Origin of the sequence: Pseudomonas sp. BF-RE-22 (assembly GCF_019956155.1) — a bacterium.
GTDB lineage: Bacteria > Pseudomonadota > Gammaproteobacteria > Pseudomonadales > Pseudomonadaceae > Aquipseudomonas > Aquipseudomonas migulae.
The window spans coordinates 22,334-38,759 of the sequence record NZ_JAHBDD010000027.1 but is presented as its reverse complement, the minus strand read 5'-3'; the positions used below and the strand labels follow the sequence as shown (position 1 = coordinate 38,759).

Genomic DNA, 16,426 nt, shown 5'->3' with positions numbered 1-16,426 from the left:
GGCTAACCCAAACCGGCGAACAGCTGCGCCAGCCAATCGATAAATACCCGAACCCGGTTACTCAGGTGCCGGTTCGGCGGATACAGCACGTGAAACGGATACCGGGGCGGGCGCCAGTCCTGAAGAATCGGCACCAGCTCGCCACGCTCGATGTGCGGTTGCACGGTGTATGTGAACGTGTGGATCACCCCAAGTCCCGCCAGCCCCGCGGCCAGATGAGCGTTGCTCTCGTTGACACTGAATGCTCCCTGCCCCCGAATCTCGAACTTTTCACCGTTGCGCTCGAATCGCGCCGGCATTACCCGCCCGGTACGCGCCGAGTGATAACTGACGATGCGATGATTTTTCTCAAGGTCTCGCGGGTCCGTCGGGGTGCCAAAACGTTCGAGATAGCCTGGGGTGGCGCAGGTGGTCCATGACGACAGGCCCAGGGGACGCGCAGCCATGGAGAGTTCGGTCAATGGCCCGCCGCGAATCACGCAATCGACGTTTTCGCTGATCAAGTCCACGGGCCGATCGCTGACACCCAACTCGACCTGGATGTCCGGGTATCGGGCATAGAAATCCGGCAACGCGGGGATGATCAGGATCGTCGCCACCGAGCCGCCGACATCGACGCGAATCCTGCCGCGCGGATGGCCCTGGGCACTGGCGAAACTGTTGTCCAGATCGTCCAGCTCCACCATCAACTGCAAGGCGCGCTCGTAGTAAGCCATGCCATCCGCCGTCACCGTCAGCCGGCGCGTGGTGCGCTGTAACAGCCGCGCACCGAGGTGTTCTTCAAGCTCGGCCACCAGTTTGCTGACCGAGGTTTTTGGCATGTTCAGCGAGTCGGCGGCCCTGGTAAACGAACCGGCCTGCACGACGCGGGAGAAAACACGCATGGCCAACAGTTGATTCATGACAGACATCTCAAGGGACAAGCCTTGAGTATTGTCCACAACCATGTACAAACAAACCCGATTCAGGCGATTTTTCCGATGAATCTTCCGGCATAGAGTTTGTTCAACGGCGCACGACAGTGCCAGGAACTTCCTTAACGACTCAGCGGAGATTCACCTCATGAGCAACACACTCACAGGCAAGGTTGCACTGATCACTGGCGGCACCACCGGCATCGGCCTGGCATCGGCTCAAGCGTTCGTCGACCAAGGCGCCACGGTGTTCATCACCGGCCGCCGCCAGGCCGAACTGGATGCGGCGGTCAGCAGCATCGGTCACAACGTCACCGGGATTCAGGGCGACGTCGCGAACCTTGCCGACCTGGACCGCATCTTCGACGTGATCAGGACCAAGGCCGGTACTCTGGACATCGTCTTTGCCAATGCGGGCGGTGGCGACATGTTGCCCCTCGGCGCGATTACCGAGGAACACTTCGACCGGATTTTCGGCGTCAACGTCAAAGGCCTGCTGTTCACCGTGCAGAAATCACTGCCGCTGCTCAAGGACGGCGGTTCGGTGATTCTCACCGCGTCCACGACCGCCACCAAAGGCACGGAAAACTTCAGCGTCTACAGCGCCAGCAAAGCGGCGGTGCGCAACTTTGCCCGCTCCTGGTTGCTGGATTTGAAAGCCCGCAGGATTCGCGTCAATGTCATCAGCCCCGGCCCGATTCACACGCCCGGCCTGACTGAACTTGCGCCAGCAGACCAGCAGCAGGGGTTGCTGGATTACCTCGCCAGCCAAGTGCCGATTGGCCGTCTTGGAACGCCATCGGAGGTGGGCAAAGCCGCGGTGTTCCTCGCATCGGATGACAGCAGCTTCATCAATGGGATCGAGTTGTTCGTCGATGGCGGATTTGCACAGATTTGATCGCTGCACACAAAAACGCGGCGCCTTGAACGGCGCCGCGTTTTTTTATGGATGACCGCTCGCGCTGCACACTTCGGCAGGTCGCGGCCGCATCAACGCCAGCAACGCACCGACCGACAGGACAATCAGCACGGCACCATAACCATCGGTGGTCGCCACCAGGCCAAACGTGCGCGTCAGATTCCCCGCCAGCAACGACGGCAAGCAGAACGCCAGGTAACTGAGCACGTAATACGCCGACATCAACCCGGCCCGCTCATGGGGCTGCGCCAGCGGAACCAGGCTGCGCACCGCGCCGAGGAAACCGGCGCCGAATCCGCAACCGGCCACCAGCGTGCCGAGGAAAAACAATGGCAGGCTGGCGCTGTGCACGCCCAGCAACAGCAACACGAGGCCGATGGGCAGTAACGTGCCGCCCAGCAACAGACCTTTGGCGGCAGGCCGGTTGCGCAGGGTGAAGATCATCAGCGCGCCGGTCAGCGTCAATGCGGCGACTGCCGCGCCCCCCATCAGGTTCGAGGTGGAACCGGTGGCCGTGCGCAGCAACGAAGGGCCGAGCGAGGCATAAAAACCGCCGAGCGCCCAGGTCGCGATATTCAGCGGCAACACTCGCCACAAGGTCGAGCGAGCCTGGGTCGGCACATGCAGGGTCGGACGCAACGAGGCCCATGCCCCCGGTTGCGAACTGACGCTTTCCGGCAGGCGCCAGACATACAGCGCCTGCATCACAAACAGCGCGAACAACACCCAATAAGTGAGCTGCAGCGGCAGCGGTGCAAACTCGGCCAGCAAGCCGCACCCCACGGCGCCAACCGCCATGCCGAGCAGCGGCGCGACACTGTTGATCAGCGGCCCCTGCCGGCGATCGGTGTCCAGCAGCGCGGCGCTCAATACCGCGGTGGCCATCCCGGTCGCGAACCCCTGAAGCACTCGTGCGCCGATCAACCACGCCACGCTGTCGGCATTGATAAACAACAGCATCGCCAGCAGGTTCAGCAGGACGGCGCTGAAAATGACCGGCTTGCGTCCCAGATAGTCCGAGAGCGAACCGACCGTCAGCAGCGCCACCAGCAGACTGATGGCGTAGATGCCGAAAATCACGGTCAAGGTTGCTGCCGAGAAATGCAGCTGCTCCTGATACAAGTGATACAACGGCGTCGGCGCCGTGGAAGCGGCGAGAAAACTCAGTAAAGTGATCGCCAGAAACCACAGGGTTGAACGGTTGGAAACAGAACTCGACATGCGCACACTCCGCAAAAGCTAACTTTTTGCTTTTGTGGAGTGTGCTACTCGTCTGCGCTTAAAGCAAATTCTTTGTGTTAAGGTCCGTTCCATGGCTATTAAAGAAGGTTTACGCCCCGGCGGCCGCAGTGCCCGGGTGCAAGAGTCGATTCATTCGGCAGTCCGTGCGCTCCTCGAAGAACAGGACCGCTCCACCGTGACCGTCCCGCAAATCGCGGCTCGCGCGGGGGTTACGCCGTCGACCATCTATCGGCGTTGGGGCGATCTGTCGGCGTTGCTGGCGGATGTCGCCCTGGCGCGCATGCAACCCGACAGCGAGCCTGCCAACACCGGCAGCCTGCGCGGGGATGTGCAGGCCTGGGCCGAGCAGTATCTGGACGAGATGAGCTCCGAACCTGGCCGCAACATGCTGCGCGATGTGCAATCGAGCCCGACGCCGGGCCTGTGCGTGACGATCATTGGCGGGCAGTTGCAGATGATTCTGGATCGTTATCCGGATCAGCCGAAACCGGGTGTTGATCGGCTGATCAATCTGATGGCGGCGCCTACGGTGTTTCGCATTCTGTTTTCGCCGGCGCCTTTGGAGGTTGAGGAGTTGCATCGGTTGATCGAGATTGCGTTCAGCCAGTGATGACGCCTTCGCGGGCAAGCCTCGCTCCCACAGGTTTGTGCTGACCGCATGATTTGGATACGACACAGAACCTGTGGGAGCGTGGCTTGCCCGCGAAAAGGCCAGCACAAGCACCTAAAATCTGACTGACGCTCCACCCTGCGACACCCCGCCACTCCACGACCTTGGTCGACACTGACTAACGCGGACGGTCGTGCGAGACTGTCTGTTCGGGCTGTCGTCCCGTGTGTCTTTTGTCTGGAGTTTCCATGTCGCTGTCCAGCGGGCTGATCGCCGCCGTCGCCCTGGCCTATATGGCCATCATGTTCGCCATCGCCTTCTACGGTGACCGTCGCAGCGCGCCGCTGCCGCCGCGAGTGCGCGCCTGGGTGTACAGCCTGTCGCTGGCGGTCTATTGCACCAGTTGGACGTTCTTCGGCGCCGTCGGCCAGGCCGCCGAACAACTCTGGTCGTTCCTGCCGATCTACCTCGGGCCGATCCTGCTGCTGGTCTGCGCGCCGTGGGTCCTGCAAAAAATGGTGATGATCAGCAAGCAGGAGAACATCACCTCCATTGCCGACTTCATCGCCGCCCGATACGGCAAATCCCAGTCACTGGCGATTGTCGTGGCGCTGATCTGCCTGGTCGGCGTGCTGCCCTACATTGCGCTGCAACTCAAAGGCATCGTGCTCGGGGTGAACCTGTTGATCGGTGCCGGTGCCGACGCCATGGGCACCCGCGCCCAGGACACGGCGCTGATTGTGTCGCTGGTGCTGGCGCTGTTTACCATCGTCTTCGGTACGCGCAACCTCGACGCCACCGAACACCACCGCGGCATGGTGCTGGCGATTGCGTTCGAGTCCCTGGTCAAGCTGTTCGCGTTTCTCGCGGTGGGTGCGTTCGTGACCTACGGCCTGTACGACGGTTTCGACGACCTGTTTGACCAGGCCATGCTCGCGCCGCGCCTCGAAGCCTACTGGAAGGAAACCATCAACTGGCCATCGATGGTCGTGCAGACCGGCGTGGCGATGATGGCAATCATCTGCCTGCCCCGGCAGTTCCACGTGACCGTGGTGGAAAACATCGACCCGCAGGATTTGCGCCTGGCCAAGTGGGTGTTCCCGGCGTACCTCGCGTTGGCGGCATTGTTTGTCGTGCCGATCGCACTGGCCGGCCAGATGCTGCTGCCAAGTTCAGTGTTGCCGGATTCCTTTGTGATCAGCCTGCCACTGGCCCAGGCCCATCCCGCACTGGCGATGCTGGCCTTTATCGGCGGTGCTTCGGCGGCGACCGGCATGGTGATTGTTGCCAGCGTGGCGCTGTCGACCATGGTCTCCAATGACATGCTGTTGCCGTGGCTACTACGTCGCAACAACGCCGAGCGGCCGTTCGAAGTGTTCCGCCAGTGGATGCTGTCGGTGCGCCGCGTCAGCATCGTGGTGATTTTGCTGCTGGCGTACGTCAGCTATCGACTGCTGGGCTCGACCGCGAGCCTGGCGACCATCGGCCAGATCGCCTTTGCCGCCGTGACCCAACTGGCCCCGGCCATGCTTGGCGCGCTGTACTGGAAACAGGCCAACCGCCGTGGCGTGTTCGCCGGCCTCGCCGCCGGAACGTTCCTGTGGTTTTACACGCTGATTCTACCGATTGCCGCGCACAGCCTCGGCGTGTCGTTGAGCACGTTCCCCGGGCTGGCGTGGTTGCACAGCAATCCGCTGAACCTGCCGCTCACCCCGCTGACCCAAGGCGTGGTGTTGTCGCTGGCGGCCAACTTCACGCTGTTCGCCTGGGTGTCGGTGCTGTCACGCACAAGGGTTTCGGAGCACTGGCAGGCCGGGCGTTTCATCGGCCAGGAAATCAGTGCCCGCCCCAGCGCGCGTTCAATGCTGGCGGTGCAAATCGAAGATCTGCTGCAACTCGCGGCACGGTTTGTCGGTGAAGAACGCGCCCGTCAGAGCTTCATCCGTTTTGCCTATCGCCAGGGCAAAGGCTTCAACCCCAACCAGAACGCCGACAGCGAGTGGATCGCCCATACCGAACGTTTGCTGGCCGGTGTATTGGGTGCTTCTTCGACGCGGGCGGTGGTAAAAGCCGCCATCGAAGGTCGGGAAATGCAACTTGAGGACGTCGTGCGCATCGCCGACGAAGCCTCGGAAGTGCTGCAATTCAACCGTGCCTTGCTGCAAGGCGCGATCGAGAACATCACCCAGGGCATCAGCGTGGTCGACCAGTCGCTGCGGCTGGTGGCGTGGAACCGGCGTTATCTGGAACTGTTCAATTACCCGGATGGCTTGATCAGCGTCGGTCGGCCGATTGCCGACATCATTCGCTACAACGCCGAGCGTGGTCTGTGCGGGCCGGGTGAAGCGGAAGTGCACGTCGCACGCCGATTGCACTGGATGCGTCAGGGCCGTGCCCACACGTCTGAAAGACTTTTCCCCAATGGCCGTGTGATTGAGCTGATCGGCAACCCGATGCCGGGCGGCGGTTTTGTCATGAGTTTCACCGACATCACCGCGTTCCGCGAGGCCGAGCAGGCGCTGACCGAAGCCAACGAAGGCCTGGAGCGACGGGTCACCGAGCGTACCCACGAGTTGTCGCAACTCAACGTGGCCCTGACCGAAGCCAAGGGCACCGCCGAGTCGGCCAACCAGTCGAAGACCCGCTTTCTCGCAGCGGTCAGCCACGACCTGATGCAACCGCTGAACGCCGCCCGACTGTTTTCTGCAGCCCTGTCCCATCAGGACGATGGCTTGTCCAGCGAAGCGCAGAAACTGGTTCATCACCTGGATTCGTCACTGCGCTCGGCCGAAGACCTGATCAGCGATTTGCTGGACATTTCCCGCCTGGAAAACGGCAAGATCAACCCGGAGCCGAAACCGTTCGTGCTCAATGAGCTGTTCGATATTCTTGGCGCAGAATTCAAGGCGCTGGCCCGGGACCAGGGGCTCAAATTCCGCGTTCGCGGCAGTACGCTGCGGGTCGACAGTGACATCAAACTGTTGCGGCGGATCTTGCAGAACTTCCTGACCAACGCCTTTCGCTACGCCAAGGGGCCAGTGCTTTTAGGGGTTCGCCGGCACAAGGGTGAACTGTGCCTTGAGGTCTGGGACCGTGGCCCGGGGATCCCGGAAGACAAACTGAAAGTGATTTTCGAGGAGTTCAAACGCCTCGACAGCCACCAGACCCGTGCCGAGAAAGGCCTGGGCCTGGGCCTGGCGATTGCTGACGGGCTGTGTCGCGTTCTGGGCCACACCTTGCAAGTTCGTTCCTGGCCGGGGCGCGGCAGCGTGTTCAGCGTCAGCGTGCCGTTGGCTCAGGCGCAAATCGCGGCGCCGGCCAACGTCACCGAACTTAACGGCAAACTCCTGAGCGGCGCACAGGTGCTGTGCATCGACAACGAGGACAGCATCCTTATAGGCATGAACAGTTTGCTGACCCGCTGGGGTTGTCAGGTCTGGACGGCGCGCAATCGCGACGAATGCGCGGCGTTGCTCAGCGATGGCGTACGTCCGCAATTGGCGCTGGTGGATTATCACCTCGACGACGGCGAGACCGGGACCGAGTTGATGGCGTGGCTGCGCACCCGTTTGGGCGAGCCGGTGCCCGGTGTGGTGATCAGCGCCGATGGGCATCCCGAGACGGTGGCGCAGGTGCATGCAGCGGGGTTGGATTACCTGGCCAAACCGGTGAAACCGGCGGCGTTGCGGGCGTTGTTGAGTCGGCATTTGCCGTTGTAATGCGACGGATTTGGCCCTGCGGTGTTTGAACCGACGCCATCGCCAGCAAGCCGGCTCCTACAGTTGAGAACGCGGTTTACTGTAGGAGCCGGCTTGCTGCGGGCGGCGTTCCGGCGATGCTTTTGAGGTTACTCGGGCAACTCGACCAGGCCATCGACATCCGTCATCGCCCGCTCCAACAGGTCCGCCGGCAGACTTTTACTGGCCCGTGCGCCGAGCAACTTGAGCTGTTCGCTGCGGCTGACCAGGTTGCCACGGCCTTCGGTCAGCTTGTTGCGCGCAGAGCTGTAGGCCTTGTCCAGTTGCTGCAAGCGATTGCCGACTTCATCCAGATCCTGAATGAACAACACGAACTTGTCGTACAGCCACCCTGCCCGCTCGGCGATTTCCCGGGCGTTCTGACTCTGCCGTTCCTGCTTCCACAGGCTGTCGATGACACGCAGGGTGGCCAGCAACGTGGTCGGACTGACGATCACGATGTTGCGGTCGAACGCTTCCTGAAACAGCGTTGGCTCCGCCTGCAACGCCGCGGAAAACGCCGCTTCGATGGGCACGAACAGCAAGACGAAATCCAGGCTGTGCAAGCCGTCGAGCCGTTTGTAATCCTTGCCGGCCAGACCTTTGACGTGGTTGCGCAGCGACAGCACGTGCTGCTTGATGGCGATCTGGCCGATGGCATCGTCTTCGGCCGCCACGTATTGCTGATAGGCCGTCAGGCTGACCTTGGAGTCGACCACCACCTGCTTGTCGCCAGGCAGATAAATGATCACGTCCGGCTGGAACCGCTCGCCATCCGGGCCCTTGAGATTGACCTGGGTCTGATACTCGCGGCCCTTCTCCAGACCGGCGTGCTCAAGCACCCGCTCGAGAATCAGCTCACCCCAGTTACCCTGGGTCTTCTGCCCTTTCAAGGCGCGGGTCAGGTTGGTCGCTTCGTCACTCAGGCGCAGGTTCAGCTGTTGCAGACGCTCCAGCTCCTTGGCCAGCGAAAAACGTTCGCGCGCTTCGGCCTGATAGCTTTCCTCGACGCGTTTTTCAAACGACTGGATGCGCTCTTTCAACGGATCGAGCAACTGCCCCAAACGCTGCTGACTGGTTTCGGCGAAGCGCTGCTCGCGCTCGTCGAAGATCTTGCCGGCCAGCTCGGCGAACTGGGCACGTAGCTCGTCCCTCGAGCCTTGCAGGTCACTGAGACGCTGCTGATGGCTTTCCTGTTGCTCACGCAGCTCGGCATTCAGCGAGGCGGCTTGAGCGTCCAGGCGACGCAACTCAACGTCTTTGCCGGCGCGCTCAATGTTCCAGGCATGAGCGGCGTCGCGGGCGTCATCACGTTCGATCTGCAGCAGTTCGACTTCACGGCGCAAGGCGGCGAGGTCTGCCTGCTTGGTGGCGTTGGCCTGCCCCAGGTCAGCGATTTCGTCGCGAGCAGCTTCGAGCTGGGCATTCAGCCCGTCCTGTGCCAGGTTGGCCATGGCCAGACGCTCTTCCAGCAATGCAACCTCTGACTGCGAGGTGCTCGCACGGCGCTGAAGTTGCCAGGCCAATGCCAGCAACGGCAGTGCAGCACCCGCCAGACCGAGCAATATGCTGGTCAAGTCCATCGCCATAGCCAATCCTGCCCGTTCGATAAAGCTTGAAGGTTAACCAAGGTGTCAGGTCTTGGACAGCTCAGTCTTCGATCAGACCGAGTTCCTGTTGAGCGCGCCGATCCCCGGCTCGCGCGGCCTGACGCAAGAGGTCCTGGCCGATACGACGGTCCCGGGCATTCCCGCATTCGCGGCACATCAACTGACCGAGACGGCTCTGCGCGGCCACCACGCCTTCACGCGCCGGCTGCTTGAGCAAACGCCCGGCGAAATGTTTGACGTTGTGGTTTTCGCCCAGGCGCGGGCTGTCCAGCAGCCATTCGGCCACACGCATCGAAAAGCGCTTGGGTGGGGTGACGCTGGTAGGTGTCGAGGTTGCGGAAGCTGGTACTGAGCGAAACTTCATAAAGCACTGTGGGGCAGATCGGAAGGCGCGCCACTCTACTCTTTTTTTCTTACAGGTAAAGCCTAAAAAAACCCAGCACGCCCGTCCTAGAGCAAGCGCTCGGGACAATCCACAGAAGCTGTGGATAACTCAGTGGACAACCGCCCTTGAACTCTCGCAAAGCCCTGTGGAATGGGGCTCGCAGTCAAACTGACGATTTTTTCACCAGTAAAAAAAACCGATGTTTTTCATTGACTTAAATTTTGGTTACAGGCACCCACTACGTTTGAAGGGCAGATGACAGTGGGGTGACAGTCCGCGCAACTTATGTGCACAAGTACCTTCGAGGCAGTTATATCCATGCGCTTTTTCGGCGCATTTTCTCACCTGGCTTGGGGATAAACCCTGGCGAACCCATGATCCAGACCGGTTTCGAACCGACGAACGTCGACGACCGATGGTCGGAATCTGTGCCATTACGGGGCGAAACCGGCGCTCTCTGGCTGTGGGTAAGCGCCAGTCCGCACACGAATGGCGGCATCCGCGAGATGTTTTTGACTAACACACTTCCTTTCTGCAATTCAATCCGTTAGTATCCGCGGCGTTAGTACCAAGCTGAAAGTCAATTCTGGTCGAACAAATCCTCCCGGTCAGCCTTCCCAAAGGAAGCCTCAACCGAACAAGCGGGATCGACCACCTCGATGGTTTCCAGGTAAACCTTGCGCCAACACAGCCTTTGAATCGAAAGCAAAGGGTGTTGCGAAGCTCACTTACTCTGACCGAACCAGCCTGCAAATTGATCAGGATCTTCACCCCGGGCCCAGAACCTTTGCCCTTGATGTGTTGCCTGCCCTCCTAAGTACCTACCTGCCAGCCCAAGCGCGCCAACTTAATCAGCGCTTCAAACTGGCTGCTTTGTTCCAGTCGGGTTCTTCGTTCGACCAATGGTGGTCGTCGTCACTGGAACGTTTTAATTTTGCACGGTTCTTATCCGTGTCGCTTGTAGGAACACCCATTAATGACTACTCAAATCCACACCCAGGATGCCATTCGCACCCTAACCAACGCTTTTGCACCAATGAACTGCCTGATCATGGCCGCTCGCAAAGGCTGCTTCAGTTTCACTCTGGTCAACGAACACGGCATCGCTCGTCACAGCGAACGCCTGTACCCCGATCAATACTCCAGCGCCGAGCCGCTGCAGGCCGTGATCGAGCGTACCCGTCAGGCACTGGTTGCCTGAGACGCCAGAAACGCTGAAAACCTCAAAAGCCTCGCCTTGAAAAGCGGGGCTTTTTATTGCCTGTTGTTTCGTGTGCGGCCGTTTCTGGGCGTTTGGGACTGGGCTAGGTGTACATATCCGATTCTTCGGTAACGGCGACTATTGGTTTCGCTCTTACAGCGAGTCACTTTGGAAAAGCCCCAAAGTAACCAAAGGGCTCTTGCCCCTTTCGTTCGGTGCCTCGCCTAGGCTCGGCATGCCCTCGCTCCGGTCCTGCTCCGTGGGCCCGCCGCCATCGGCCATCCATGGCCGGGGGCGGCTAACCCGGCATCCATGCCGGGTTGCCCACTGCGCAGAACCTCCACTCGGCCTCTCGAGGGGGCGCTCAGATCAAAAGCGGAAGGCGAGCTAACGCTCGGCCTGATGAGTGGTGAAAAGCAAAAGCGTATGGGATTCCCTGTAGGAGCCGGCTTGCCGGCGAAAAGCGTCCGGACAACGCGTTCATTCAGACAGCCCGCGTTATCGTTGGCGTCCATCGCCGGCAAGCCAGCTCCTACAAGGGAAATGCAGATGTGTTTGGATAAATACGATCAACTGTAGGAGCCGGCTTGCTGGCGATAGCGATGGATCAGTCGACATATTTATCGCCTGAAAGGACGCCATCGCCAGCAAGCCGGCTCCTACAGGGGATCGGTGTACATACCCGGAATGAGTGAACGCAGCAGTGAAGGAGAACGCGTGCACCAAAGAGCCAGGTCGGCTTTCAGGCCGCCTCGGCGGCTGTGGCGGTAGTCGCCCCCTCGAGAGGCCGAGTGGAGGTTCTGCGCAGTGGGCAACCCGGCATGGATGCCGGGTTAGCCGCGCACGGCCAGGGATGGCCGATCGCGGCGGGCCCACGGAGCAGGACCGGAGCGAGGGCATGTCGAGCACTAGCGAGGCACCGAACGAAAGGGGCAAGAGCCCTTTGGTTACTTTGGGGCTTTTCCAAAGTGACTCGCCGTAAGGGCGAAACCAATAGCAGCCGTTACCCCAAGAATGGATATGCACCCAAACAAAAGAACACCCGCCCCCCCTAAAAAGCGGGTCTTTTTATTGCCCGATATTTCCCTTTTCACAGCCGCCGCGTAAGCACTAACCGATATAACGGTTATAACTGTCTGCCGGAAATATTTTAAAAACAGACCTTTACAGCGCGAATATGACACTACACTTCAACTCAAGCGGCTTGAACCGCTTACGGCGAGCCTGAGTCGATCCACCCGCTGCCAACGCTAAGTTCAGGACTCGCCGACCACTTCTTGTTCGAGGGTTTTATGGGTATCGCTGCCAGCGAACTGTGCCGTTATGTGATCCGTCCGACACTGGTCTACCTGGGACGCCATAGCGCGACCGCCGAATCCCTGCTGCTGGGCATCGCCGCCAGTCAGTCAGCCCTTGGTTCCGCCCTGCATGACCGCCGTGGACACGGCTTGTACCGAATCGCCGAACCCCGCCACCAGGCACTCTGGGACCATTACCTGGCACTTGATCCGGAACGCGCGAGCCTGGTGCGCGGACTGGCCAGCCAGCATGCGTTCCTCAGCGGCCCGCACCTCGAATTGACCGTAAACCTGCGTTACGCCACAGCCATCGCCTGGCTGCTGGTCGAAGAACAGAACACCCCCCTCCCCGAAGCAGACGACTTGCTGGGAATGGCCCGAATCTGGCGCCAGACCTTCCAACCCCAAGGACGCCTGAGAGATTTCACCTACGCCTGGCAAACCTGTGTATCACCGTTGAATCAAGTCGCCTGCTGAACCCCTCGCTTAACAAGATCGCCCAACAGGTCGCGATTTTGGTCGGATTGTCCTACAAAACCGCTCTAAATCAAGCAATACAGCCTATAGCGCTGGGACGAAAATGTTGGTAATTTTCGCCCCGGTGATCACCAGGAGTTCTAATAATGAAAAAAGTAATGCTCAAAACCACCCTTAGCCTCGCCGTTGCCTTGGCATCCACCCAAATCTTCGCAAGTGGTTTTGCCCTCAACGAACAAAGCATCAGTGGGATGGGCACTGGTTTTGCCGGGCGATCTTCTGCTGCCGACGACGCATCCACCGTTTTTGGCAACCCTGCCGGTATGTCTCGCCTCAAGCGCGAACAAGTGACCGGTGGTGTTGCATTTATCGACGCGCACGCTGACATCAGCGATGCAAGCTCCCGCCCGAATAGTGGTACCAACAAAGGTGACATGGTCCCTTTCATGGGCGTACCCATGGGCTACTACGTAAAGCCAATCGATGACCAGTGGGCTGTCGGTTTCGGCGTCTACGCGCCATTCGGCCTGGTGACCGACTACGAGAACGGCTTCGCCGGCAAGTACTTCGGCAGCAAGAGCGAAGTCAAAATCGTCACCCTGCAGCCAACCGTCAGCTACGCCTTCAACGACAAGGTGTCGATCGGTTTCGGTCCGACCATCAACCGCATCGACGGCAAGCTGGAATCGAACCTGTCGCTGAACCCGCAGGCAGCGGACGGTACCGTCAAGATCAAGGGTGACGACACCGCTATCGGCTACAACATCGGCATCATGGTTCAAGCCCTCGAAAGCACTCGCCTCGGCCTGACCTATCACTCGAAAGTGAAGTACAAGCTCGACGGTGACACCAAGGTCGACTACGGCTTGCTCGCGGCGCTGGGCCAGAACCCGAACCAGAAGTTCGACGCTTCGCTGGACATCACCACGCCTGAGTCCGTGGACTTCTCGGTCACTCATCAGCTGGACGACAAGTGGACCCTCTACGCAGGCAGCACCTGGACTCGCTGGAGCCGCCTGAAAGAAATCACCGTCGAGAACGAAGGCGTTCCTGCCGCTCTGGCCGCACGCGGCCTTCGCACGATCACTGAAGAGCAGAACTGGCACGACACCTGGGCTCACGCCATCGGTGCCTCCTATCAGTTGAACAAGCAATGGGTGCTGCGTACCGGTCTGTCCGTCGACCAGGCGCCGACCAACAACGAAAACCGTTCCCCGCGCATTCCGACTGGCGATCGCAAGATCTTCAGCCTGGGCGCTGGCTGGAGCCCGACCGACGACCTGACCATCGACGTAGCGTATTCGTACCTGCGCGAAGAGTCGGTCAAGGTCAACAACAGCAACGGTGCTCCTCGCAACCAGACCTACAACGCCAAGTATGAAAACTGGGCGAACGGTTTCGGCATTGGTGCGACCTACCGCTTCTGATGTGATTCACGGCGAGCCTGAACCCCTCGCCGCCTGAATCAAAAAAGCCCCGCGCTCTTTACAGAGGCGGGGCTTTTTAGTGGGCGTCGATCAGGGTTGTGAAGCCAGGGCTTTTTCCACGGCGGCGATGAATTCGGGATCGTCAGGCGTGGTGAGGCTGGAGAAGTTGGCGATCACCTTGCCTTTGCGATCGACCACATACTTGTAGAAATTCCACTTCGGCGCATCGCTTTGGGCGGCAAGCACCTGAAACAGATGAATCGCATCATCACCGCGAACCTTCTGCGTCTCGGTCATGGTAAAGGTCACGCCGTAATTCACGTAGCAAACCTTGGCAGTTTCCGCACCATCCTTGGATTCCTGCTTGAAGTCATTGGAAGGCACACCGATCACCTCCAGCCCCTGCCCCTTGTAACGCTGATTCAGCGCCTCCAGGCTTTTGAACTGCGGGGCGAAACCGCAAAAGCTCGCAGTGTTGACCACCACCAGCGGTTTGCCGGCGAAGCGCTGGCACAGGTCGATCGTTTCCTTGGCCCGCAGCTTGGGCAACGAGCCTTGCAAAAGCTCAGGGCACTCGTCGGCCGCTTGAGCCAATCCGGTAAACGCCATGAGTAACGCGGGAACGGCAAGCCAGCGCATCAGCATGTCCATGCATCCTTGAAAAGTCGTCTGCAATGAACTTACTCGCCCTCACATCGTGCTAGCAAGCGCCCATGCCCAATTGCATCAACGCCAGCCCGCCCTGATGCCAGCCCCACCACGCAAGGGCCAGCAGCAACAGGCCGCCCGCTGCCACGGCGATTCGTGGCCAGAGGCTGTTCATGTCGCGCTCATCCGGGTTTGCAGGCGCGCCACCGGCCGCTCACGCACTGGCCAATTCAGGGCAGCCGCCAACAGGCTCAAAAGAATCGCTACTTGCCAGATCAAGTCATAACTCCCGGTTCGGTCATACACCACCCCGCCCAACCAGCCACCCAGGAACGATCCGAGCTGGTGGAACAGGAAAACGATCCCACCGAGCATGGACAGATTTCTTACGCCGAACAAGGTCGCCACAGTGCCGTTGGTCAATGGCACCGTCGACAGCCACAGGAAGCCCATGGCCATGCCAAACAGATACGCCGTGGTTGTCGTCACCGGCGCCCACAGAAACAGCACAATCACCACAGCCCGCAGCACATACAGACCGGTGAGCAAACGCGGCTTGGACATCCGCCCGCCGAGCCAGCCCGCTGTATAAGTACCGAAGATGTTGAACAACCCGATCAGCGCCAGCACCGTCGTGCCGACCGTGGCGGGCAAATGCTGATCCACCAGATACGCCGGCAAGTGCACACCGATGAACACCACCTGAAAACCGCAGACAAAAAAGCCGAACGACAGCAGCCAGAATCCCGAATGGGAACAGGCTTCGCGCAAGGCTTCGGAGAGGGTCTGTTCGTGACCGAGAACCGGCAACGGCTTGTCCTTGAGCATGCTCACCAACGGCACGATCAGCGCCACCAGCAGCCCCAGCGCCAGCAATGCCGCCGACCAGCCGAGCCAACCGATCAAACCCAGCGTGCCCGGTACCATCGCGAACTGGCCAAAAGAGCCGGCAGCACTGGCGATGCCCATGCCCATGCTACGTTTCTCCGGGGGTACCACGCGGCCAACCACGCCCAGGATCACCGAAAATGAGGTGCCCGACAGCCCGATACCGATCAATAGGCCCGCGCTCAGCGACAGGGTTACTGCCGAATCGGACAAGCCCATGAACAGCAGGCCCATCGCGTAGAGCACGCCGCCGATCAGCACCACTTTCGCCGCGCCGAAGCGGTCGGCCAACGCGCCGGTAAAGGGCTGCGCCAGGCCCCAGATCAGGTTCTGCAAGGCGATGGCAAAGGCAAACGTCTCACGCCCCCAACCGAACTCGGCACTCATCGGCGCCAGAAACAGCCCGAAGCCATGCCGCACGCCCAGAGACAACGCAAGGATCAGCGCACTCCCCACTAAAACCCAACCGCAAGTACGCCACATCGATGTCATTCTTATTCTCCGGTAGCGGGTATATACCCGCTTAAGATCGGAAAAACTGGCGTCAGGCCAGTTCGTCCAGCAGCTTCAGCAAAATTTCGCGTTTTTCGGCGCCCAGACGATCAACCAGTCGCTGCTGCGCCGCCTCCCAGGCCGGCAAGGCCGCTTTCAGGCGTTCAGCGCCGGCCTCGGTCAACCTGACGATGCGATTACGCATGTCTTCGCCCTCGACCAGCATGACCAGTCCGTCACCTTCCAATACCCGCAGATTGCGCCCGAGGGTACTGCGGTCCAGGCCCATGGCTTCCGCCAGGGTGGAAATACTCGGTTCATTCAGACGCTGCAGATTGCACAACAAAGAATACTGGGCAACGTTGATTCCGAAGCCGTCGAGAGCGCCGTCGTAGTGCCTGCTGACGCCACGGGCGGCGCGACGCAGGTTGATGCATAAACATTGAGAGTCGAGCATGGTGCGTGTATATACCCGCGGTTGAATGAATGCAAATTTTTGATACAAAACCCTGTAGGAGCGAGACTTGCCCGCGAAGAATGCCCCGCGGTCTAACAGAAAAACTAAGTTATCGTTCTTC

Annotated in this window: 14 protein-coding genes; 6 read left to right on the top strand and 8 right to left on the bottom strand. The window is 60.1% G+C overall.

What is annotated here, in order from left to right; translation table 11 throughout:
* Positions 1–2: 2 nt before the first annotated feature.
* The gene (locus KGA82_RS15575; protein ID WP_008043713.1) at positions 3–902 is read right to left on the bottom strand and encodes a LysR family transcriptional regulator; all 900 of its coding nucleotides are present in this window, start codon (positions 900–902) and stop codon (positions 3–5) included.
* Between the two features lie 160 nt (positions 903–1,062).
* On the opposite strand from KGA82_RS15575, the gene KGA82_RS15570 reads away from it, so the two are divergent.
* A complete protein-coding gene (locus KGA82_RS15570; protein WP_008043718.1) occupies positions 1,063–1,812 on the top strand; it encodes an SDR family NAD(P)-dependent oxidoreductase in 750 nt (249 codons plus the stop codon).
* 45 nt (positions 1,813–1,857) lie between these two features.
* On the opposite strand, the gene KGA82_RS15565 is transcribed toward KGA82_RS15570, so the two are convergent.
* A complete protein-coding gene (locus tag KGA82_RS15565) occupies positions 1,858–3,054 on the bottom strand; it encodes an MFS transporter (RefSeq protein WP_223451120.1) in 1,197 nt (398 codons plus the stop codon).
* 91 nt (positions 3,055–3,145) lie between these two features.
* Between KGA82_RS15565 and KGA82_RS15560 the strand changes: the two genes are divergently transcribed.
* Positions 3,146–3,685: a TetR/AcrR family transcriptional regulator gene (locus tag KGA82_RS15560; RefSeq protein ID WP_008031824.1), complete on the top strand. Its 540-nt coding sequence runs from the start codon at positions 3,146–3,148 to the stop codon at positions 3,683–3,685.
* A 248-nt stretch (positions 3,686–3,933) separates the two neighbouring features.
* The gene (locus tag KGA82_RS15555; RefSeq protein WP_008031826.1) at positions 3,934–7,404 is read left to right on the top strand and encodes a hybrid sensor histidine kinase/response regulator; all 3,471 of its coding nucleotides are present in this window, start codon (positions 3,934–3,936) and stop codon (positions 7,402–7,404) included.
* Positions 7,405–7,532: 128 nt separating this feature from the next.
* Here KGA82_RS15555 and rmuC read toward each other — a convergent pair whose 3' ends face one another.
* On the bottom strand, positions 7,533–8,897 hold the full coding sequence (rmuC, locus tag KGA82_RS15550) for a DNA recombination protein RmuC (RefSeq protein WP_207285394.1): 1,365 nt from the start codon (positions 8,895–8,897) through the stop codon (positions 7,533–7,535).
* A gap of 175 nt (positions 8,898–9,072) precedes the next feature.
* Positions 9,073–9,396, bottom strand: a complete 324-nt coding sequence (locus KGA82_RS15545) for a sel1 repeat family protein (RefSeq protein WP_192416977.1) — start codon at positions 9,394–9,396, stop codon at positions 9,073–9,075.
* Between the two features lie 997 nt (positions 9,397–10,393).
* Here KGA82_RS15545 and KGA82_RS15540 point away from each other — a divergent pair.
* From KGA82_RS15540 to KGA82_RS15530, 3 genes are all read left to right on the top strand, one after another.
* Positions 10,394–10,618, top strand: coding sequence for a hypothetical protein (locus KGA82_RS15540; protein WP_008031832.1), 225 nt, complete (start codon positions 10,394–10,396; stop codon positions 10,616–10,618).
* Positions 10,619–11,910: 1,292 nt separating this feature from the next.
* Complete coding sequence (locus tag KGA82_RS15535) at positions 11,911–12,393, top strand: hypothetical protein (protein ID WP_223451118.1); 483 nt, start codon at positions 11,911–11,913, stop codon at positions 12,391–12,393.
* A gap of 146 nt (positions 12,394–12,539) precedes the next feature.
* On the top strand, positions 12,540–13,820 hold the full coding sequence (locus tag KGA82_RS15530) for an OmpP1/FadL family transporter (RefSeq protein WP_223451116.1): 1,281 nt from the start codon (positions 12,540–12,542) through the stop codon (positions 13,818–13,820).
* Between the two features lie 90 nt (positions 13,821–13,910).
* Here KGA82_RS15530 and KGA82_RS15525 read toward each other — a convergent pair whose 3' ends face one another.
* The 4 genes from KGA82_RS15525 to KGA82_RS15515 all read right to left on the bottom strand — a co-directional run bounded on the left by KGA82_RS15525 (position 13,911) and on the right by KGA82_RS15515 (position 16,305).
* Positions 13,911–14,459 carry a glutathione peroxidase gene (locus tag KGA82_RS15525; protein WP_411736630.1) on the bottom strand — a complete coding sequence of 183 codons (549 nt, stop codon included), beginning with the start codon at positions 14,457–14,459 and terminating at the stop codon, positions 13,911–13,913.
* 61 nt (positions 14,460–14,520) lie between these two features.
* Positions 14,521–14,643 (bottom strand): hypothetical protein, encoded by a 123-nt coding sequence (locus KGA82_RS29335; RefSeq protein ID WP_008033574.1) that lies wholly within the window; start codon positions 14,641–14,643, stop codon positions 14,521–14,523.
* On the bottom strand, positions 14,640–15,848 hold the full coding sequence (locus tag KGA82_RS15520) for an MFS transporter (RefSeq protein WP_008033572.1): 1,209 nt from the start codon (positions 15,846–15,848) through the stop codon (positions 14,640–14,642). Before KGA82_RS15520 ends, KGA82_RS29335 begins: the two co-directional genes overlap by 4 nt.
* Before the next feature lie 52 nt (positions 15,849–15,900).
* Positions 15,901–16,305, bottom strand: a complete 405-nt coding sequence (locus KGA82_RS15515; RefSeq protein ID WP_008033571.1) for a MarR family winged helix-turn-helix transcriptional regulator — start codon at positions 16,303–16,305, stop codon at positions 15,901–15,903.
* Positions 16,306–16,426: the final 121 nt, after the last annotated feature.

What these genes read in the sequence shown, in the direction of transcription:
- KGA82_RS15575 (WP_008043713.1), bottom strand. Translation starts at nt 902, where the DNA reads ATGAATCAACTGTTGGCCATGCGTGTTTTCTCCCGCGTCGTGCAGGCC.
- KGA82_RS15570 (WP_008043718.1), top strand. Translation starts at nt 1,063, where the DNA reads ATGAGCAACACACTCACAGGCAAGGTTGCACTGATCACTGGCGGCACC.
- KGA82_RS15565 (WP_223451120.1), bottom strand. Translation starts at nt 3,054, where the DNA reads ATGTCGAGTTCTGTTTCCAACCGTTCAACCCTGTGGTTTCTGGCGATC.
- KGA82_RS15560 (WP_008031824.1), top strand. Translation starts at nt 3,146, where the DNA reads ATGGCTATTAAAGAAGGTTTACGCCCCGGCGGCCGCAGTGCCCGGGTG.
- KGA82_RS15555 (WP_008031826.1), top strand. Translation starts at nt 3,934, where the DNA reads ATGTCGCTGTCCAGCGGGCTGATCGCCGCCGTCGCCCTGGCCTATATG.
- KGA82_RS15545 (WP_192416977.1), bottom strand. Translation starts at nt 9,396, where the DNA reads ATGAAGTTTCGCTCAGTACCAGCTTCCGCAACCTCGACACCTACCAGC.
- KGA82_RS15540 (WP_008031832.1), top strand. Translation starts at nt 10,394, where the DNA reads ATGACTACTCAAATCCACACCCAGGATGCCATTCGCACCCTAACCAAC.
- KGA82_RS15535 (WP_223451118.1), top strand. Translation starts at nt 11,911, where the DNA reads ATGGGTATCGCTGCCAGCGAACTGTGCCGTTATGTGATCCGTCCGACA.
- KGA82_RS15530 (WP_223451116.1), top strand. Translation starts at nt 12,540, where the DNA reads ATGAAAAAAGTAATGCTCAAAACCACCCTTAGCCTCGCCGTTGCCTTG.
- KGA82_RS15525 (WP_411736630.1), bottom strand. Translation starts at nt 14,459, where the DNA reads ATGCGCTGGCTTGCCGTTCCCGCGTTACTCATGGCGTTTACCGGATTG.
- KGA82_RS29335 (WP_008033574.1), bottom strand. Translation starts at nt 14,643, where the DNA reads ATGAACAGCCTCTGGCCACGAATCGCCGTGGCAGCGGGCGGCCTGTTG.
- KGA82_RS15520 (WP_008033572.1), bottom strand. Translation starts at nt 15,848, where the DNA reads ATGACATCGATGTGGCGTACTTGCGGTTGGGTTTTAGTGGGGAGTGCG.
- KGA82_RS15515 (WP_008033571.1), bottom strand. Translation starts at nt 16,305, where the DNA reads ATGCTCGACTCTCAATGTTTATGCATCAACCTGCGTCGCGCCGCCCGT.